Here is a 16178-nt window from a genome sequence, read left to right on the forward strand (position 1 = left end):
ATTTAAGGCAGCGATCGGGAAGGCGCCCGCCGAGGCTTCGACAGTCCGGTCTGAGCGAGGTGGAAGGTCAGCAGCGCGAACGGTATGTGGTTGCGGGGAAAATAGTTGGGGAGAAGGGGAGAACGACGGCTGGTAGAATTCGCCCTTTCGTCTCCGCTGCTCTAACTCGTTCTGCATGGTTTTCGACAAGTGCGCCCATTCCGATCGGAAAGCGATGAGCGGTGCGCGGCAAGCCACGCTGCCGATTCGTCCGCTTCTTTAGCGACGTGATCCGCCTGCATTGTCGGTGCCGGGCGGCGGATCGATTCGGCCGGGCAGGCGCGTCCGGGCGACCTGCTGTTTCACGTGAAACAGGCCTGCTTTGATGGGCGATGCCGAAACCGTCCTGTTCTTTCTCGGGCTTGCCGCCTTTCTTGCCGGCTTCGTTGATGCGGTGGTCGGCGGTGGTGGGCTCGTGCAGATCCCGGCGCTGTTCACGGCTTTTCCCGCGAGCCTGCCCGCGACGCTGTTCGGCACCAACAAGCTCGCGAGCATCGTCGGCACGAGCAGTGCGGCGATACAGTACGCGCGGCGGGTGGCGATTCCGTGGCGAATCGCGCTGCCGGCTGCGGGCGCCGCGCTCGGCGGAGCGTGGTTCGGAGCGCGTGCCGTCGCGCATCTGTCGCCGGCGCTTCTCAAGCCGGTGATCCTGCTGCTGCTGATACTGGTCGCAATCTACACGTTCATGCGAAAGGACTTCGGCACGGCAGATGCAATGGCCGAGCCGCAGCATGCGACTGCGCTGGCGTTGCTGATCGGTGCGAGCGTCGGGTTCTACGACGGTTTCTTCGGGCCGGGGACCGGAAGCTTCCTGATTTTCCTGTTCGTCCGTTTCCTTGCGATGGATTTTCTGCGCGCATCGGTGACGGCGAAGATCGTGAATGTCGCGACGAACCTGGCGGCGATCGCGTTTTTCACTTCGCACGTCGCGATTTTGTGGCAAGCCGCCGGAGTAATGGCCTGCGCCAACCTCGTCGGTGCGCTCGTCGGTTCGCGGCTCGCGCTGCGCCACGGCGCGCGATTCGTGCGAAAAATGTTTCTCGGCGTCGTTGCGGCGCTGATCGGAAAGATGCTGTTCGATGTGGTCGCAGCGTGACGAAAGTTTCACGTGGAACACGTCCGGACGCTTCGTCCGATCCGCATCGAATGCCGGCGTTGCCGTTGTCGGGTCATAGCGCTCGACGCGATGCGCTCGCGACCAAAGGAGTCGATCATCCGACGACGCGCCGATAAACGCCTTGGCGGGCGCGGAATTATCGCGCTGCAGTATTACAATGGCGCGACGCGCTGCATCACCCAGACGTTGCCAAATTACCTGTGCACTTCGCCTCGCGTAGCTTGCGGAGCCAGGTGCCATTCAGCAAAGTTCCGATTCCCGTGACCATTTCCTCCCGACCGGCCAAAGGCCGCCCCGTGCTTCCGAGCGACAGCCTCGGCTATGCGCTGCTGCACGCGGCGTCTCTCGTCGAAGCGGTCCTCGGGGGCGCCAGCCTGACTGATGCCTACGAGCGGCTGCTGCGCGCGAATCCTGCGTGGCCGGACGCGACGCGCGGCGCGGTGCGCGATCTGGCGTGGGGGACGCTGCGCGACTACGGGCGCGGCGACGTCGTGCTGCGCCACCTGTTGCACAAACCCTTGCCGGTCGCGCTGCACGCCTTGTTGCTGGTTGCACTGCATCGCCTCGAACACCGCCCGGATCAGGCGCACACGGTCGTGGATCAGGCGGTCGATGCAGCTGCAGTGCTCGCCCCGGGGCTCAAAGGCGTCGTCAACGGCGTGCTGCGCAAGCGCCTGCGCGACGAACACGAGCTGGCGGGTCTCGTCGAGGCGGACGAGGCCGCGCGCTATCGCCATCCCGCGTGGTGGGTCGCGCAGCTGCGAGCTGCGTGGCCCGACGACTGGCAGGCCGCGCTCGAAGCGGGCAACCAACGGCCGCCGATGGCGCTGCGCGTCAATCGCACGCGGGTGAGCGTCGAGGCCGTCGAAGCGGAACTACGCGACGCGGGAATCGGCTACCGGCGGCTCGCGAACGAAGCGCTCGTGCTCGACAAGCCGGTGCCGGTCGCGAGCCTGCCGGGCTTCGCGAGCGGGCGCGTTTCGGTGCAGGACGCGGGAGCGCAGTGGGCGGCGCGGTGGCTGGATCTGGCGCCGGGCCAGCGGGTGCTCGACGCGTGCGCGGCGCCGGGCGGCAAGGCTGCGCATATCCTCGAGACGATGCCGGTCGAGCTGGTCGCGCTGGAGCTCGATCCGAAACGCGTCCAGCGCATCCGCGACAATTTCGAGCGGCTCGGCCTGCACGCGCAGGTGCTGACCGCCGATTGCCGCGCCCTCGACGCGTGGTGGGATGGCCGGCCGTTCGACCGCATCCTTGCCGATGTGCCCTGTTCCGCGTCGGGAGTCGCGCGCCGGCATCCGGACATCAAGTGGCTGCGGCGACGCGAGGACGTGCGCCGCTTCGCCGCGCAGCAAGCCGACATCATCGACGCGCTGTGGCCGACGCTGGCGCCCGGGGGCAGGATGCTTTACGTCACCTGCTCCGTTTTCAACGAAGAAAATGCAGCCCAGATCGCGCGGCTGAGTGCCCGCCATCCCGATCTCGAGCGGCTCGAGATCGACGGCAGGCTCGAGCGCCAGTTGCTGCCCGCTACGGACCATGACGGTTTTTTCTACGCGCTCCTCGGCAAGCATCGCTAAGCTGCTGCGCGCCGCGCTGCTCGCGCTCATCGTCGGCCTGCTGCCGCTGCCGGCGGTCGCGGAAGGGGATATCGGTTACGCCGAGATCGTCGCGAGCGAAGAGGGATACGTGGTCAACGCCGACATCGACCTCGACCTCAACCAGCGGCTCGCCGATGCGGTGACCCATGGCGTGTCGCTGTATTTCACCGCTGAATTCATTGTCGAGCAGCCGCGCTGGTACTGGTTCGACGAGACGGTCGTCGAGCGCTCGCTGAATTTCCGCCTTTCGTACCACGCGATCACGCGCAGCTTCCGCCTGTCGGTCGGCAACTTCCACCAGAGTTTCGACACGCTCGATTCAGCGGTGCGGACAATGCTGCGGATCCGCAACTGGCAGATCATCCCCGTCGACGAGCTCGATACGGGCGAATCGTATCGCGCCGCGTTGCGTTTTTTCCTCGATACGAGCCTGTTGCCTAAGCCGTTCCAGGTCACTGCGCTCGGCAGCCGGGACTGGAATCTCGGGACCGACTGGATGCGGTGGACGTTCCTCGCCGGCGCCCCACGATGAAACCGGTCCTGCTGATCGTCATTGCGGCGGTCGCCGGCATCTCGCTGTTTTTGCTGGCGTCGGCGAGTTCGAATACCGAGCTCTTCGCCCAAAGCTATCCGTATCTGCTCGCGATCAACGGCGCGGTCGCGGTCGCGCTCGGCGGACTGGTCGGTTTCCAGCTGCGCGCGCTGTGGCGCGAGTACCGCGATCGCCAGTTCGGCTCGCGGATCAAGTACCGGCTGATGCTGATGTTCGCGCTGATGGCGCTGGTCCCCGGCATCATCGTCTATGCGGTATCGCTGCAGTTCGTCGTCCGCAGCATCGAGTCGTGGTTCGACGTGCGCGTCGATTACGCGCTCGAAGGGGGCATCGCGCTCGGGCAGAACGCGCTCGACTACCTGGCGTCGCAGATCGGTGACAAGGCCCAGGACATGGCGCTCGAGCTCGAAGGCCTGGCGCCTGTTTCCCCGACTTTGCTGAATCGCCTGCGCGAGCGCGCCGGTGTCAGCAGCGCCTCGGTGATCGGCTCCAACGGCCAGGTCCTGGTGACGGTGTCCGGCGAATTCGGCGGCTTTCTGCCCGATCTGCCGACGGTCGCGCAGCTGCGCCAGGCGCGCCAGACGCAGCGTTATCACATCGTCGATACCCGGCCCGGCGACGGGCTGAGGATCCGCGTCGTCGTGCCGATCCCGTCGCGCATCCTGAGTGCCGAGGCGCAGTATCTGCAGCTGACGCAGCCGGTCCCGGAAACGTTCGCGCGCCATGCCGAAGCGGTCCAGGAAGCGTATCGCGAATACCAGCAACTCACCCTCGGCCGCACCGGACTGAACCGCATCTACACGCTGACGCTGACGCTGACGCTGCTGCTCGCGCTGCTTGCCGCGGTCGCGGTCGCGTTCATCCTGTCACGTCGCCTCGTCGCGCCGCTGCTGATCCTCGCCGAAGGCACGCAGGCCGTGGCGCAAGGGGACTTCAGTCCGCGTCAGGCGCTGCCGGCGCACGACGAGCTCGGCGTGCTGACCCAGTCGTTCAACCGCATGACGCGCCAGCTCGTCGAGGCGCGAGATTCGGCCGATCGCAACCGCGCCGCGGTCGAGTCGGCGCGCGCCTATCTCGAGAGCGTGCTCGCGAACCTGTCGACCGGCGTGCTCGCGTTCGCCGGAGACGGCACGTTGCGCGCCGCGAACGCCGGTGCGATGGCGATCCTCGAGGACGAACTGAGCGGGTTCGAGGAGGTGCCGCTGGCGCAGTGGCCGCGCCACCAGAGCTTTCGCGACGCGCTGCTGAAAGGTTTCGACGAGCATGACGGCGACTGGCACGAGCAGGTGGAACTCCCCGGTGCCGACGGCAGCACGCAGACGCTGCTGATCCACGGCGCGCGGCTGCCGACCGCTTCCGGCGGCGGCCTGGTCGTCGTCTTCGACGACATTTCCCGGCTCGTCGCTGCGCAACGCACGGCCGCGTGGGCGGAAGTCGCGCGCCGGCTCGCACATGAAATCAAGAATCCGCTCACGCCGATCCAGCTGTCGGCCGAACGCCTGGCCTACAAGCTCGCCGACCGGGTCGATGCGGAAGGGCGCGAGATCCTCGAGCGGGCGACGCGCACGATCATCAACCAGGTCGAGTCGATGAAGAATCTCGTCAATGGGTTCCGCGATTATGCGAGACTGCCGGGCCCGGTCATCGGCAGCGTCGACCTCAATGCGCTGATCGCCGAGATCCTCAACCTGTACGAGAGCTCGCCGGTGCACGTGCGCGCCGAACTCGAGCGCGGTCTGCCTGCGGTGGCGGGCGATGCGACGCAGTTGCGGCAAGTCATTCACAATCTGCTCCAGAATGCCGAGGATGCGCTGGCCGAACAGGACGACGGCGTCGTGACGCTGGTCACGCGCGGCGAAGGGGACCACGCCGGGCTGCTGATACGGGACAACGGGCCGGGCTTCCCGGCGACCGTGCTGGCCCATGCGTTCGAGCCTTACTTCACGACGAAGAGCCGCGGGACGGGCCTCGGCCTCGCGATGGTGAAGAAGATCATCGACGAACATGGTGGAGAAATCCGCCTGATGAACAGAGACTCCGGGGGCGCCGAAGTCCGCATCCGCTTGCGGCTCGCACCTCCGACCAGCGACAAGTGACCCATGGCGAACATACTCATAGTTGACGACGAAGTCGGCATCCGCGAGCTGCTCTTCGAAATACTCAGCGACGAAGGGCACGACATCGTGCTCGCGGAGAACGCTGCCGCCGCGCGCAACGCGCGCAACGCCGCGCGCCCCGACCTGGTGCTGCTCGACATCTGGATGCCCGACACCGACGGCATCACGCTGCTGAAGGAGTGGTCCGCCAACGGGCAGCTGACGATGCCGGTGGTGATGATGTCCGGCCACGGCACGATCGACACCGCAGTCGAGGCGACGCGCATCGGCGCGATCGACTACCTCGAAAAGCCGATCGGCCTGCAGAAGCTGCTCGCGGCGGTGAAGCGCGGGCTGCAACGCCCGGCCGCACCGGGCGCGCCGTCGCCGCTGACGCTCGCCGCGTTTACGCGTTCGGTGCCGCTGCGCGAGCTGCAGCGGCTGATCCAGCAGGTCGCAGTGACGTCGCGCGTGCTGCTGCTGCGCATCGGCGCCGGCAGCCTCGCGGAACTCGCCGCGCGCAGTTTCCAAGCAAAAGGGGCGCCGTGGCTGGATCTGTCCACGGTGTCGCCGCCGCTCGACGTCAACCAACTGCAGGCGTGCCAGGGCGGCGTCCTGTTCGTGCCCGAACTGTCGCGGCTGGCGCGTACTCAGCAGAAGAACCTCGCGTTCGCGCTCGAGCGCCTCGAGCGCTACGACCTGCGCCTCGTCGTTGCGACCGACCACGCGCTCGACGCGCTGGTCCGTGAAGGGTGGGAGGAGTCGCTCGTCGCACGGCTGTTCGAAGTCAGCCTCGCGCCGCCGTCGATCGCCGACGTGCGCGACGACCTGCCCGAACTCGCGGCGCAGCTGCTGCTGCACCTGGTCGAGGCGGGCGAGGTGCCGCGCCGGCAGTTTTCGACGGGCGCGCTCAACACGTTGCGCGCGCAGCCGTGGAGCGGCGGATACAACGAACTGCGCGCGGCGGTGAAGTCGCTTGCCCTCGGCACGCTCGACGAGGAGATCGGCATCGCCGACGTGCGGCGGCTGCTGATCCCATCCACCGAAGGTCATGTCGGCGTGTCCCTCGACCAGCCGCTGCGCGAGGCGCGCGAAGCGTTCGAACGACTGTACTTCGAGCATCATCTGCGTCTCGAAGGCAGCAACATGACGCGGCTGGCCGAGAAAAGCGGGCTCGAACGCACCCATCTGTACCGCAAGCTCAAACAGCTCGGCCTGCAGGCCGGCCGCCGGAGCGAGGAAAATTGAACCCGACCGGCGCGGTGAAGTGCGGCTTCCCGGCCGCTGACGGATGCGGGCCGGTCATGCGCCACAGGAGATCCGGACGGTGAAGATCATCATCCTCGGTGCCGGGCAGGTCGGCGCCTCGGTTGCGGAAAACCTCGTTTCCGAAGCCAACGACATCACGCTCGTCGATACCAACGCCGAGCATCTCGAAATCCTGCGCGACCGCCTGGAGCTGCGCACCGTGCTCGGCAACGGCGCTTCGCCGCAGGTGCTGCGCGATGCCGGTGCCGATGACGCGGACCTGTTGATCGCGGTGACGCAGTCGGACCAGACGAACCTCTGTGCGTGCCGCGTCGCGAAAACGGTGTTCAACCTGCCGACGCGCATCGCACGCCTGCGCTCGACCGATTTCGTCGAGCATCCGGAACTGCTCAACAGCGACAACTTCGCGGTCGATTTCTCGATCTGCCCGGAGCAGATCGTCACCGACTACATCAAGCGCCTGATTGCGTTTCCGGAAGCGCTGCAGGTGCTGGAATTCGCCGACGGCGTGCTCAGCCTGATCTGTGTCACCGCATTCGAAGGCGGACCGCTGGTGGGCCATCCGCTGAAAGCGCTGCGCTACCACATGCCGAACGTCGAAGTGCGGATCGCCGCGATCTACCGCTTGGGCGAACCGCTGATCCCGGAAGGCGACACGACGATCCTGCCCGGCGACGAAGTGTTCTGCCTCGCCGCGACCGTGCATATCCGCCAGGTGATGCGCGAGATGCGCCGCTCGGACCGCGTGACGCGACGCATCATGATCGCCGGCGGCGGCAACATCGGCCTGCGGCTCGCACGTTCGGTCGAGGCGGACTACAACGTCAAGGTGATCGAAGTCGACAAGCACCGCGCCGAAGCGATTGCGACGCAGCTGAGGCGGGCGTTGGTGCTGCGCGGCGACACCACCGACGAGAAGCTGCTCGAGAACGAAGGCATCGACGAGATCGACCTGTTCCTCGCGCTGACCAACGACGACGAAGACAACATCATGTCGACGTCGCTCGCGAAACGGATGGGCGCGCGTCGCACGCTGGCGCTGATCAACCGCCGCAGCTATGCCGACCTGGTGCAGGGCGGGCCGATCGACATCGCGATCTCGCCGGCGCAGACGTCGATCGGTTCGCTGCTCGCGCACGTGCGGCGCGGCGACGTGGTCGCCGTGCACAGCCTGCGCCGCGGCGCAGCCGAAGCGCTGGAGATCATCGCGCACGGCAACGAGAAGGACTCGAACGTCGTCGGGCGGGCGATCGAGGACATCGCGCTGCCGAAGGGCGCGACGATCGGCGCGATCGTGCGCGAGGAACTGCGTCCCGACGGCAAGGTGATGCGGCGCGGCGTCGTCATTCCGCACCACGACACCGTGATCGAGAGCGGTGACCACGTGATCGTTTTCTGCACGCACAAGAAGCTCGTGCGCCAGGTCGAGAAGCTTTTCCAGGTCGGCTTCACGTTCCTGTAGACGATGCGCAGCTACTTTCCGGTCCTCAGCGCCCTCGGCCTGATCGTGACGATGTTCGGCGTGCTGATGGGCTTTCCGCTCGCGGTGTCGTTTTTCCTCGACGACGGCGCGACCCGCGCATTCGATGACGCGGTGCTCGTGACGTGCGCGGCCGGGCTGGTGTTGTGGGCGCTGACGCGCCGCGTCCAGCGCGACCTCAAACCGAGCGACGGCTTCCTGCTCGTCGCGCTGACGTGGGTCGTGACGCCGGTGTTCGGCGCGATTCCGCTGTTCAGCTACCTGCCCGGTCTGTCGGTCCTCGACGCGTACTTCGAAGCCGTGTCGGGCCTGACCGCGACCGGCGCGACCGTCCTCAGCGGCCTCGACCAGCTGCCGATCTCGATCAACCTGTGGCGCACTTTCATGCACTGGATCGGCGGCATGGGCGTCATCGTGCTGGTGGTCGCGATCCTGCCGCTGCTGGGTATCGGCGGCCGGCAGCTGTTCCGCGCCGAAGTGCCGACGCCGATGAAGGAGTCGAGCCTCACGCCGCGCATCACGGAGACGGCAAAAGGCCTGTGGACGGCCTACATCCTGCTCACTGCCGCGTGCGGGCTGAGCCTGTGGCTCGCCGGCCTCGACGGCTGGGAAGCGCTGATCCATGCCTTCACGGTGACCGGCTTGGGCGGTTTCTCGAGCAAGGATGCGTCGCTCGGTCATTTCGACAGCGTGCCCGTCGAGATGGTCGCGATCACGTTCGCGCTGCTTGCAGGACTGAACTATGCGACGCACTACCTCGCGCTGGTGCGCCGCAGTCCGCGCCCGTATCTGTCCGATCCCGAATTGCCGTTCTATTTCGGCGTGCTGCTCGCGAGCGTCGCGGTGCTGACCACGTATCTGATGAGCGTCGAAGCGCACGCCAATGTCCTCAATACGCTGCGCTACGTCGCGTTTCATGTCGTGTCGATGTCCACGTCGCTCGGACTCGCGACCTACGATTACACGCTGTGGCCGATGTTCGCGCAGATGTGGATCCTGTTCCTCGGCAGCTTCATCGCCTGTTCCGGTTCGGCCGGCGGCGGCATCAAGATGATGCGGGCGATCATCCTGTACAAGCAGGTGTACCGCGAAATCGTGCGCTCGCTGCACCCGAACGCGGTACATCCGGTGCGCCTCGGCGTCCAGCCGGTGTCGGAGGACATCCTGCATGCGGTGCTCGGCTTCAGCTTCATGTACATGGTGAGCATCGTCGCGTTGACGCTGGTGCTCGCAGCGACCGGCCTCGACATCATCACCGCTTTTTCCGGTGTCGTCGCATGCCTCAACAATACCGGACCCGGACTCGGCGCGATCGGCCCGGCGTCCAATTACGCCGGTCTCAACGATTTCCAGACCGCGACCCTGGCGTTCACGATGATTCTCGGGCGGCTCGAAATCTTCACGCTGCTCGTCGTGCTGACGCCCGTTTTCTGGCGGCGCTGACGCCGGCCTGCCGCGACATTGCAGGCCGGGGTCGGCATGACGCCGCAAAACGCGGATAATCGCGCTTTGCCTCGAACCGGCAGACTAAAGGACGTAACCGTGAGCCGTCTCCAGAACGATACTTTCCTGCGCGCGCTGCTGCGCCAGCCCACCGACTACACGCCGCTGTGGATGATGCGCCAGGCCGGGCGCTACCTGCCGGAATACTGCGAGACGCGGCGCCGCGCCGGCAGCTTCCTGGAGCTGTGCAAGAGTCCGGCGCTGGCGTGCGAAGTCACGCTGCAGCCGCTGGCACGCTACGACCTCGATGCGGCGATCCTGTTCTCGGACATCCTCACGGTGCCGGATGCGATGGGACTCGGGCTGTACTTCGCCGAAGGCGAAGGCCCGCGCTTCGAGCGCCCGCTGCGCGACGAATGGGAAATCCGCAACCTGGTCGCCCCCGACCCGCACGCCGAACTGCAGTACGTCATGGATGCGGTCGCCGAGATCCGCCGCGCGCTCGGCGGCAGCGTGCCGCTGATCGGTTTTTCGGGCAGCCCGTGGACGCTCGCCTGCTACATGGTCGAAGGCGGCTCGTCCGACGACTATCGCCGCATCAAGACCCTGGCGTACACGCGGCCCGACCTGCTGCATCACGTGCTGCGCGTCACCGCCGATTCGGTCGTCGCCTACCTCAACGCGCAGATCGAATCGGGAGCGCAGGCGGTCATGGTGTTCGATTCGTGGGGCGGCGTGCTGTCCGAAGCGGCTTATCGCGAGTTCTCGCTGCCGTACCTCGAGCGCGTCGTCGCCGGCCTGATCCGCGAGCGCGACGGCGAGCGCGTGCCGAGCATCGTGTTCACGAAAGGCGGCGGCCTGTGGCTCGAGAGCATCGCCGCGATCGGCTGCGACGCGGTCGGACTCGACTGGACGATGGATATCGGCCGCGCGCGTGCGCTCGTCGGGGACAAGGTCGCGCTGCAGGGCAACCTCGATCCGGCGATCCTGTTTGCGCCACCCGAAGTGATCGCGACCGAAGCGAAGCGCGTGCTCGACGCGTTCGGTCCGCACCCCGGACATGTGTTCAACCTCGGCCACGGCATCTCGCAGTTCACGCCCCCGGAAGCGGTCTCGGTGCTCGTCGACACCGTGCATCAGCACAGCCGCAAATTGCGCGGCGGACGCTGAGCGCGCGATCGGAACTGCCGCTCCCGCACATCCGTCTCGCACGCTGCTTCGGGGGTTGCGTTCGGAGGAAAGCGGATTCCATGACCATGGGATGGCCGCGTCCATCGTGCGCCGGGCGGCAGCTGTCAAGAAGAAAATATTTTGAAACAGCTTGACTTATGCACACTGCGCGGTTCCGGGGCGAAGCTGCACGACAAGCGTTCGCGATATTGCGCTGCAAGAATAAGTCTCTGAAAAACATGGAGAAAAAATTTGCTTACTGTTGAGGCAAAGTGACTGAATGGCTTGCTGCATACCGGATTCACGGCGTTTCACCCAAGCTGTTCACAAAGTTATCCACAGAATATGTGGACAAGGCGTTTAAGGGTTATCCGGTAGAGGTCAGCTGCGGTTTTTCACCCCGCCGCACGACTGCCCGGGCACTTTTTCCGACGGCAAAAGTAAGACCCACGAAGGTCTGAATCAGACATGCCGATCGTTCGCGTTTCCCTGCCGGTTCCGCTGCCGCAGCTCTTCGATTACACGTCCGAAGATGCGACCGACGGGGATGTCGGGCGGTGCGTCCGCGTGCCGTTCGGGCGCGGCGAGAAGAGCGGCGTCATCGTCGCGATTGCCGACGATTCCGCGATCGATGCCGCGCGGCTGAAAGCCGTACGCCACGTCCAGCGCGAAGTCTCGCCGCTGCCACGCGACTGGCTCGAACTGGTCGCGTTCGTCGCGCGCTATTACCACGCGCCTCCCGGGGAAGTCATCGCGCTGGCGCTGCCGCCGGGCCTGCGCCGTGCGGACGCGGTCAGCGACCGCGAAGCGGATCCGCTGCTCGACGTCGGCGACGCAGGCCGCGCCGCGCTTTCGGCGCCGCGGCGGCCGAGCCGGGCGCTCGCGCTGCTGCGCGATCTGGCCGCGCTCGGCGTCGTGCGGCACAGCGTGGCGCGCGCGCGCCCGTCCGGTGACGCGCTCGCCGAGGCGCTGCGCCGGGGCTGGATCGTCCCGGTGCGGCGCGCCAGTCCCGTCGACGCCGCAGGCGAACTGCCGCAGCTGACGGCCGAGCAGGGCGCGGCGATCGACGCCGTGCTCGCCGCCGGAACGGGCTTCGTGCCGTGGCTGCTGCAGGGGGTCACCGGCAGCGGCAAGACCGAAGTCTATCTGCGCCTTGCCGCGCGCACGCTCGAAGCCGGCTGCCAGGTGCTGATGCTGGTGCCGGAGATCGCGCTGACGCCGCAGCTCGAAGCGCGCGTCGCCGGCCGCTTCCCGTCGGCAACCGTGATCAGCCTGCATTCGGGACTTGCCGCAGGGGCGCGCTCGCGCGGCTTCGTGCAGGCGCTCGAAGGCCGCGCCGACATCGTGCTCGGCACGCGCCTCGCGGTGTTCGCCGCGCTGCCCCGGCTCGGGCTGATCGTCGTCGACGAGGAGCATGACGCGTCGTACAAGCAGCAGGAAGGGGTGCGCTATTCGGCGCGGGACGTCGCCGTGTGGCGCGCGCGGCAACGCGACGTGCCGATCGTGCTTGGCTCGGCGACGCCGTCGCTCGAGAGCTGGCAGCACGTGCGTGCCGGGCGTTACCGCGGCCTGCGCCTGTCCGCGCGTGCGGTGGCGAGCACGCTGCCGACAGTGCGGCGCATCGACACGCGACGCGTGCGACTCGACGACGGGCTCAGCCAGGGACTGCAGGCGGCGATCGGCGAACGCCTCGCGCGCGGCGAACAGAGCCTCGTGTTCATCAACCGCCGCGGCTACGCGCCGGTGCTGTCGTGTCCGTCCTGCGGCTGGGTCAGCCCGTGTCCGCACTGTTCGGCGAACCTGGTCGTGCATCTCGCCGACCGCCGGCTGCGCTGCCACCACTGCGGCTGCGACAGCGCGATCCCGCGCGTCTGTCCGGTGTGCGGCAACCAGGACATCCAGCCGTTCGGCCGCGGCACGCAGCGCATCGAGGCGCGGCTCGTCGAGCTTTTTCCCGGCGCCCGCGTGCTGCGCGTCGATCGCGACTCGGCGCGCACGCGAAAGCAGTGGGAGGCGATGCTCGCGACGATCGCCGCCGGCGAAGCCGACATCCTCGTCGGCACGCAGATGATGGCGAAAGGGCATGATTTCCCGCGGCTCACGCTGGTCGGCGTGATCGGCGCCGACGCCTCGCTGCACGCGGCCGACTTCCGCGCGCCGGAGCGCCTGTTCCAGCAGCTGATGCAGGTCGGCGGGCGGGCCGGGCGCGCGCACCTGCCCGGCGAAGTGCTGATCCAGACGGAATACCCGGAACATCCGCTGTACCGCTGCCTGGTGCGCCACGATTTCGACGCTTTCGCGGCGCGGGCGCTCGACGAGCGCCGCCAGGCGGGGTTTCCGCCTTTCACCCATCAGGCGATGCTGCGCGCCGATGCGCCGGCGCTCGACGACGCGATGAAGTTCCTCGCCCATGCCCGGCGCCTTGCGCAGGACAGCGCGCCCGACGGACTGCAGGTGTTCGACGTGGTGCCGATGCGCATGACCCGCCTCGCACGCCGCGAGCGCGCGCAGCTGCTCGTCGAGGCCGGGGAACGCGCGCTGCTGCAGGACTTCGTCGGGCGCTGGATCGCCATGCTGCGCGCCCAGCGGCTGCCGCGCGACTTGCGCTGGCAGCTCGATGTCGACCCGCTCGAAGTGTGAGCCGCGCGGCGTTCAGCGCGGATTCGTGCGCAGCGCGCTCACTGCGTCGCGATAGCGCTCCAGCGCTTCGCCGCGCGACGCCGCGCTGACGCCGAGGTCGCGCACCAGCCCGTCGCACAGGCCGTAACACCAGCCGTGGAGCATCACGCGCTGGCCGCGTTCCCAGGCTTCGCGCAGCACCGAAGTCTGGCTGACATTGACGACCTGCTGCATCACGTTGAGCTCGCACAGCTGGTTGATGCGCTGCAGCGGATCTTCGATCGCCGTCAGCATCGTCTCGTGCAGGTCGCGCACGTCCTGCACGTGGCGCAGCCAGTTGTCGATCAGGCCGAGCCGGCTGTTGTTGAGCGCCGCCCCGACGCCGCCGCAGCCATAGTGGCCGACGACGAGGATGTGCTTGACCTGCAGGACGTCGACGGCGTACTGGATCACCGACAGCGCGTTGAGATCGGTATGGACGATGACGTTCGCGACGTTGCGGTGGACGAAGACTTCGCCCGGTGCGAGGCCGATGATCTGGTTGGCCGGCACGCGGCTGTCGGAGCAGCCGATCCACAGGTATTGCGGCGACTGCTGGTTGGCGAGGCGGCGGAAATACGCGGGATCCTCGCCACGAATGCGCTCGGACCAGTCGCGGTTGTTGGAGAACAGCTGATCGATTTCGTGCATCGTTTCTTCTCGGCAGTGATGATTAGGGCGTCCAGATGTCGAGCGCTTCGAGCTGGCGGCTCGCCGCTTCGGCCCAGCCGCGATTCGCGGCCGGGTTGGACGGGCTCGGATGAAGGATCCGCGCGACGCGCAGCGGCCGCCCGGCGAGCACCGCGGCGGCGCGATTTTCCGCCCACGCGCCAACGCCGACCACCCATTCGGGTTCCAGCGCATCGACGACGCGGCGCAAATGTTCGTCGCAGGCCGCGAGCAGCGGTCGGGACTCGGCGGGGGGGAGCTTGTCCGGCGTGAGATTGCGACCTTCGGCGAAAAACGCCAGCGGACAGTAGTTGGCGACGAAGTGGCTGGCGAAGAACGCTTCCGGCGTGCCGAAGCGTGCGCGAAACAGGCCCCACAGGCGGCGCCCGCTGACTTCGGAGCGCGGGCACGCGAAGCCTTCGATCGGACGCTTCGGGTTTTCCACTGCCGGTTTGCCGACCGGCCCGGCCAGCCCCAGCCAGTCGCGCACCGCCGCGACTTCGCCGAACGGCACGCCGGTCTGCGTCATGCCGAACGGACCCGGATTCATGCCGATGAACAGCACCCGCTTCGGCCCGGCGCCGTAGCGGCGCAGGTAGCTTTCGTGGATCGTCCACGCGTAGTCGAGCGGGTTGTAGACGTGGCTGACGGGAGGCGCGAAGCGCAGGCCGTCGACTTCGCGGGCCAGCGTGCGGGCAGCGGCGATCAGGGCGCGGACGGAAGGGTCGGTCGTCATGGCGTGGGGTTGGTCAGGCGCGGCCCGGCATCGCGGCGACCGCTTTCGCTTCGCCGTTCCACGGCGCAACTTTCATCAGCAGCAGCATGCCCGGAATCGCGAGGAAGAAGCATGCCCAGAAGAAATCGTACCAGCCCATGCGCTCGACGAGCCAGCCGGCCGAAGCGTTGATGAACGTGCGCGGCATCGCCATCAGGCTCGTGAACAGCGCAAGCTGCGTCGCAGTGTAGGCGGGATGCGTCGTGCGCGCCATGTACGCGACGAACGCGGTCGTGCCGAGGCCGACGCCGATCGCCTCTCCGCCGATGACGATCGCGAGCACCGCGAGGCGGCCCGCATCCGAGGGCATCGGTCCGAGCCACGCGAGCCAGACGAAGCCGAGAATCGTGACGACCTGCACGAGGCCGAACAGCCACAGCGCGCGGTTGATGCCGAGGCGCAGCATCCACAGTCCGCCGAGGATGCCGCCGATCACCGACGGCCACAGGCCGGCGTTCTTCGCGACGATGCCGATGTCGGTCTTGCTGTAGCCCATGTCGAGATAGAACGGCGTCGCGAGCGCGGTGCACAGCGAGTCGCCGAGCTTGTAGAGGAACAGGAACGCGAGCACGAGCAGCGCCGAACGCAGCCCGTGGCGACCGAAGAACTCGCGGAACGGCTCGACGACCGCCGCGCGCAGCGTGCGCGGCGTGCCGACGGCTTCGCGCGGCTCGCTCGAGAAGACCGTCATCGCGACGCCCGGCAGCATGAACAGCGCAGTGATCACGAACACCGGACCCCACGCGAGGTGGTCGGCGAGGATCAGCGACAGCGAGCCGGGCACGAGGCCGGCGACGCGGTACGCGTTCACGTGGATCGCGTTGCCGAGGCCGAGCTCGATCTCGGGAAGGATTTCGCGGCGGAATGCGTCGAGCGCGATGTCCTGCGTTGCCGACAGCAGCGCGATCGCGGCGGTCAGCCCGACGACGAAGCCGAGGTCGGTGACGGGCGACAGCTGGCCGAGCCACGCGATCGCGGCGACCAGCCCGAGCTGCGACACCAGCATCCAGCCGCGGCGCCGGCCCAGCCACGGCAGGATGCCGAAGCGGTCGAGCAGCGGTGCCCACAGGAACTTCCAGGTGTACGGGAACTGGATCAGCGCGAACGCGCCGATCGCTTTCAGCGACAGGCCTTCGGTCTTCAGCCAGGCCGGCACGAGGTTCAGCAGCAGGTACAGCGGCAGGCCCGATGCGAAGCCGGTGAAGATGCAGATCAGCATGCGGCGGTTCAGCAGCACTTCGAGCCAGGCAGGGCGGCGCAATTCGGACACGAGGGGCACTCGGCGAAGGGTGGCGCGCATTATCCCAGATT

General features: G+C 67.3%; 12 protein-coding genes. 9 read left to right on the forward strand and 3 right to left on the reverse strand.

Features of this window, described 5'->3' with window-relative positions:
• The first annotated feature begins 364 nt into the window (after window positions 1–364).
• The 9 genes from PA01_08620 to PA01_08660 all read left to right on the forward strand — a co-directional run bounded on the left by PA01_08620 (window position 365) and on the right by PA01_08660 (window position 13405).
• Complete coding sequence (locus PA01_08620; protein ID KON81650.1) at window positions 365–1135, forward strand: TSUP family transporter; 771 nt, start codon at window positions 365–367, stop codon at window positions 1133–1135.
• Between the two features lie 317 nt (window positions 1136–1452).
• Window positions 1453–2733: a 16S rRNA (cytosine(967)-C(5))-methyltransferase RsmB gene (gene rsmB, locus PA01_08625; protein KON82402.2), complete on the forward strand. Its 1281-nt coding sequence runs from the start codon at window positions 1453–1455 to the stop codon at window positions 2731–2733.
• Window positions 2693–3286 (forward strand): DUF4390 domain-containing protein, encoded by a 594-nt coding sequence (locus tag PA01_08630; protein ID KON81651.1) that lies wholly within the window; start codon window positions 2693–2695, stop codon window positions 3284–3286. The genes rsmB and PA01_08630 overlap by 41 nt, the downstream gene beginning before the upstream one ends.
• Window positions 3283–5403, forward strand: a complete 2121-nt coding sequence (locus tag PA01_08635) for an ATP-binding protein (protein ID KON81652.1) — start codon at window positions 3283–3285, stop codon at window positions 5401–5403. The genes PA01_08630 and PA01_08635 overlap by 4 nt, the downstream gene beginning before the upstream one ends.
• 3 nt (window positions 5404–5406) lie before the next feature.
• Window positions 5407–6651 carry a response regulator gene (locus PA01_08640; protein KON81653.1) on the forward strand — a complete coding sequence of 415 codons (1245 nt, stop codon included), beginning with the start codon at window positions 5407–5409 and terminating at the stop codon, window positions 6649–6651.
• 79 nt (window positions 6652–6730) lie between these two features.
• Entirely contained in the window at window positions 6731–8134 is a 1404-nt protein-coding gene (gene trkA / locus PA01_08645; protein ID KON81654.1) for a Trk system potassium transporter TrkA, read from the forward strand.
• 3 nt (window positions 8135–8137) lie between these two features.
• Entirely contained in the window at window positions 8138–9595 is a 1458-nt protein-coding gene (locus PA01_08650) for a TrkH family potassium uptake protein (GenBank protein KON81655.1), read from the forward strand.
• A gap of 99 nt (window positions 9596–9694) precedes the next feature.
• Window positions 9695–10765 (forward strand): uroporphyrinogen decarboxylase, encoded by a 1071-nt coding sequence (gene hemE, locus PA01_08655; protein ID KON81656.1) that lies wholly within the window; start codon window positions 9695–9697, stop codon window positions 10763–10765.
• Window positions 10766–11233: 468 nt separating this feature from the next.
• Complete coding sequence (locus PA01_08660) at window positions 11234–13405, forward strand: primosomal protein N' (GenBank protein KON81657.1); 2172 nt, start codon at window positions 11234–11236, stop codon at window positions 13403–13405.
• A gap of 12 nt (window positions 13406–13417) precedes the next feature.
• Here the strand turns inward: PA01_08660 and can are convergent, their stop codons facing one another.
• From can to PA01_08675, 3 genes are read right to left on the reverse strand one after another with little or no spacing between them, the layout of a single operon-like run.
• Window positions 13418–14074, reverse strand: coding sequence for a carbonate dehydratase (gene can, locus PA01_08665; GenBank protein ID KAI5913085.1), 657 nt, complete (start codon window positions 14072–14074; stop codon window positions 13418–13420).
• Between the two features lie 22 nt (window positions 14075–14096).
• Entirely contained in the window at window positions 14097–14828 is a 732-nt protein-coding gene (locus PA01_08670; GenBank protein KON81658.1) for a single-strand selective monofunctional uracil-DNA glycosylase, read from the reverse strand.
• A 13-nt stretch (window positions 14829–14841) separates the two neighbouring features.
• Window positions 14842–16086, reverse strand: coding sequence for an AmpG family muropeptide MFS transporter (locus PA01_08675; protein KON81659.2), 1245 nt, complete (start codon window positions 16084–16086; stop codon window positions 14842–14844).
• Window positions 16087–16178: the final 92 nt, after the last annotated feature.

The sequence above is a fragment of the Azoarcus sp. PA01 genome (assembly GCA_001274695.2).
In the GTDB taxonomy this organism is placed as follows: domain Bacteria; phylum Pseudomonadota; class Gammaproteobacteria; order Burkholderiales; family Rhodocyclaceae; genus Aromatoleum.

Coding starts and splice junctions, on each gene's coding strand:
- PA01_08640 (KON81653.1), top strand. CDS start 5,407: ATGGCGAACATACTCATAGTTGACGACGAAGTCGGCATCCGCGAGCTG.
- PA01_08620 (KON81650.1), top strand. CDS start 365: ATGGGCGATGCCGAAACCGTCCTGTTCTTTCTCGGGCTTGCCGCCTTT.
- PA01_08670 (KON81658.1), bottom strand. CDS start 14,828: ATGACGACCGACCCTTCCGTCCGCGCCCTGATCGCCGCTGCCCGCACG.
- PA01_08635 (KON81652.1), top strand. CDS start 3,283: ATGAAACCGGTCCTGCTGATCGTCATTGCGGCGGTCGCCGGCATCTCG.
- PA01_08660 (KON81657.1), top strand. CDS start 11,234: ATGCCGATCGTTCGCGTTTCCCTGCCGGTTCCGCTGCCGCAGCTCTTC.
- PA01_08650 (KON81655.1), top strand. CDS start 8,138: ATGCGCAGCTACTTTCCGGTCCTCAGCGCCCTCGGCCTGATCGTGACG.
- can (KAI5913085.1), bottom strand. CDS start 14,074: ATGCACGAAATCGATCAGCTGTTCTCCAACAACCGCGACTGGTCCGAG.
- PA01_08675 (KON81659.2), bottom strand. CDS start 16,086: ATGCTGATCTGCATCTTCACCGGCTTCGCATCGGGCCTGCCGCTGTAC.
- PA01_08630 (KON81651.1), top strand. CDS start 2,693: ATGACGGTTTTTTCTACGCGCTCCTCGGCAAGCATCGCTAAGCTGCTG.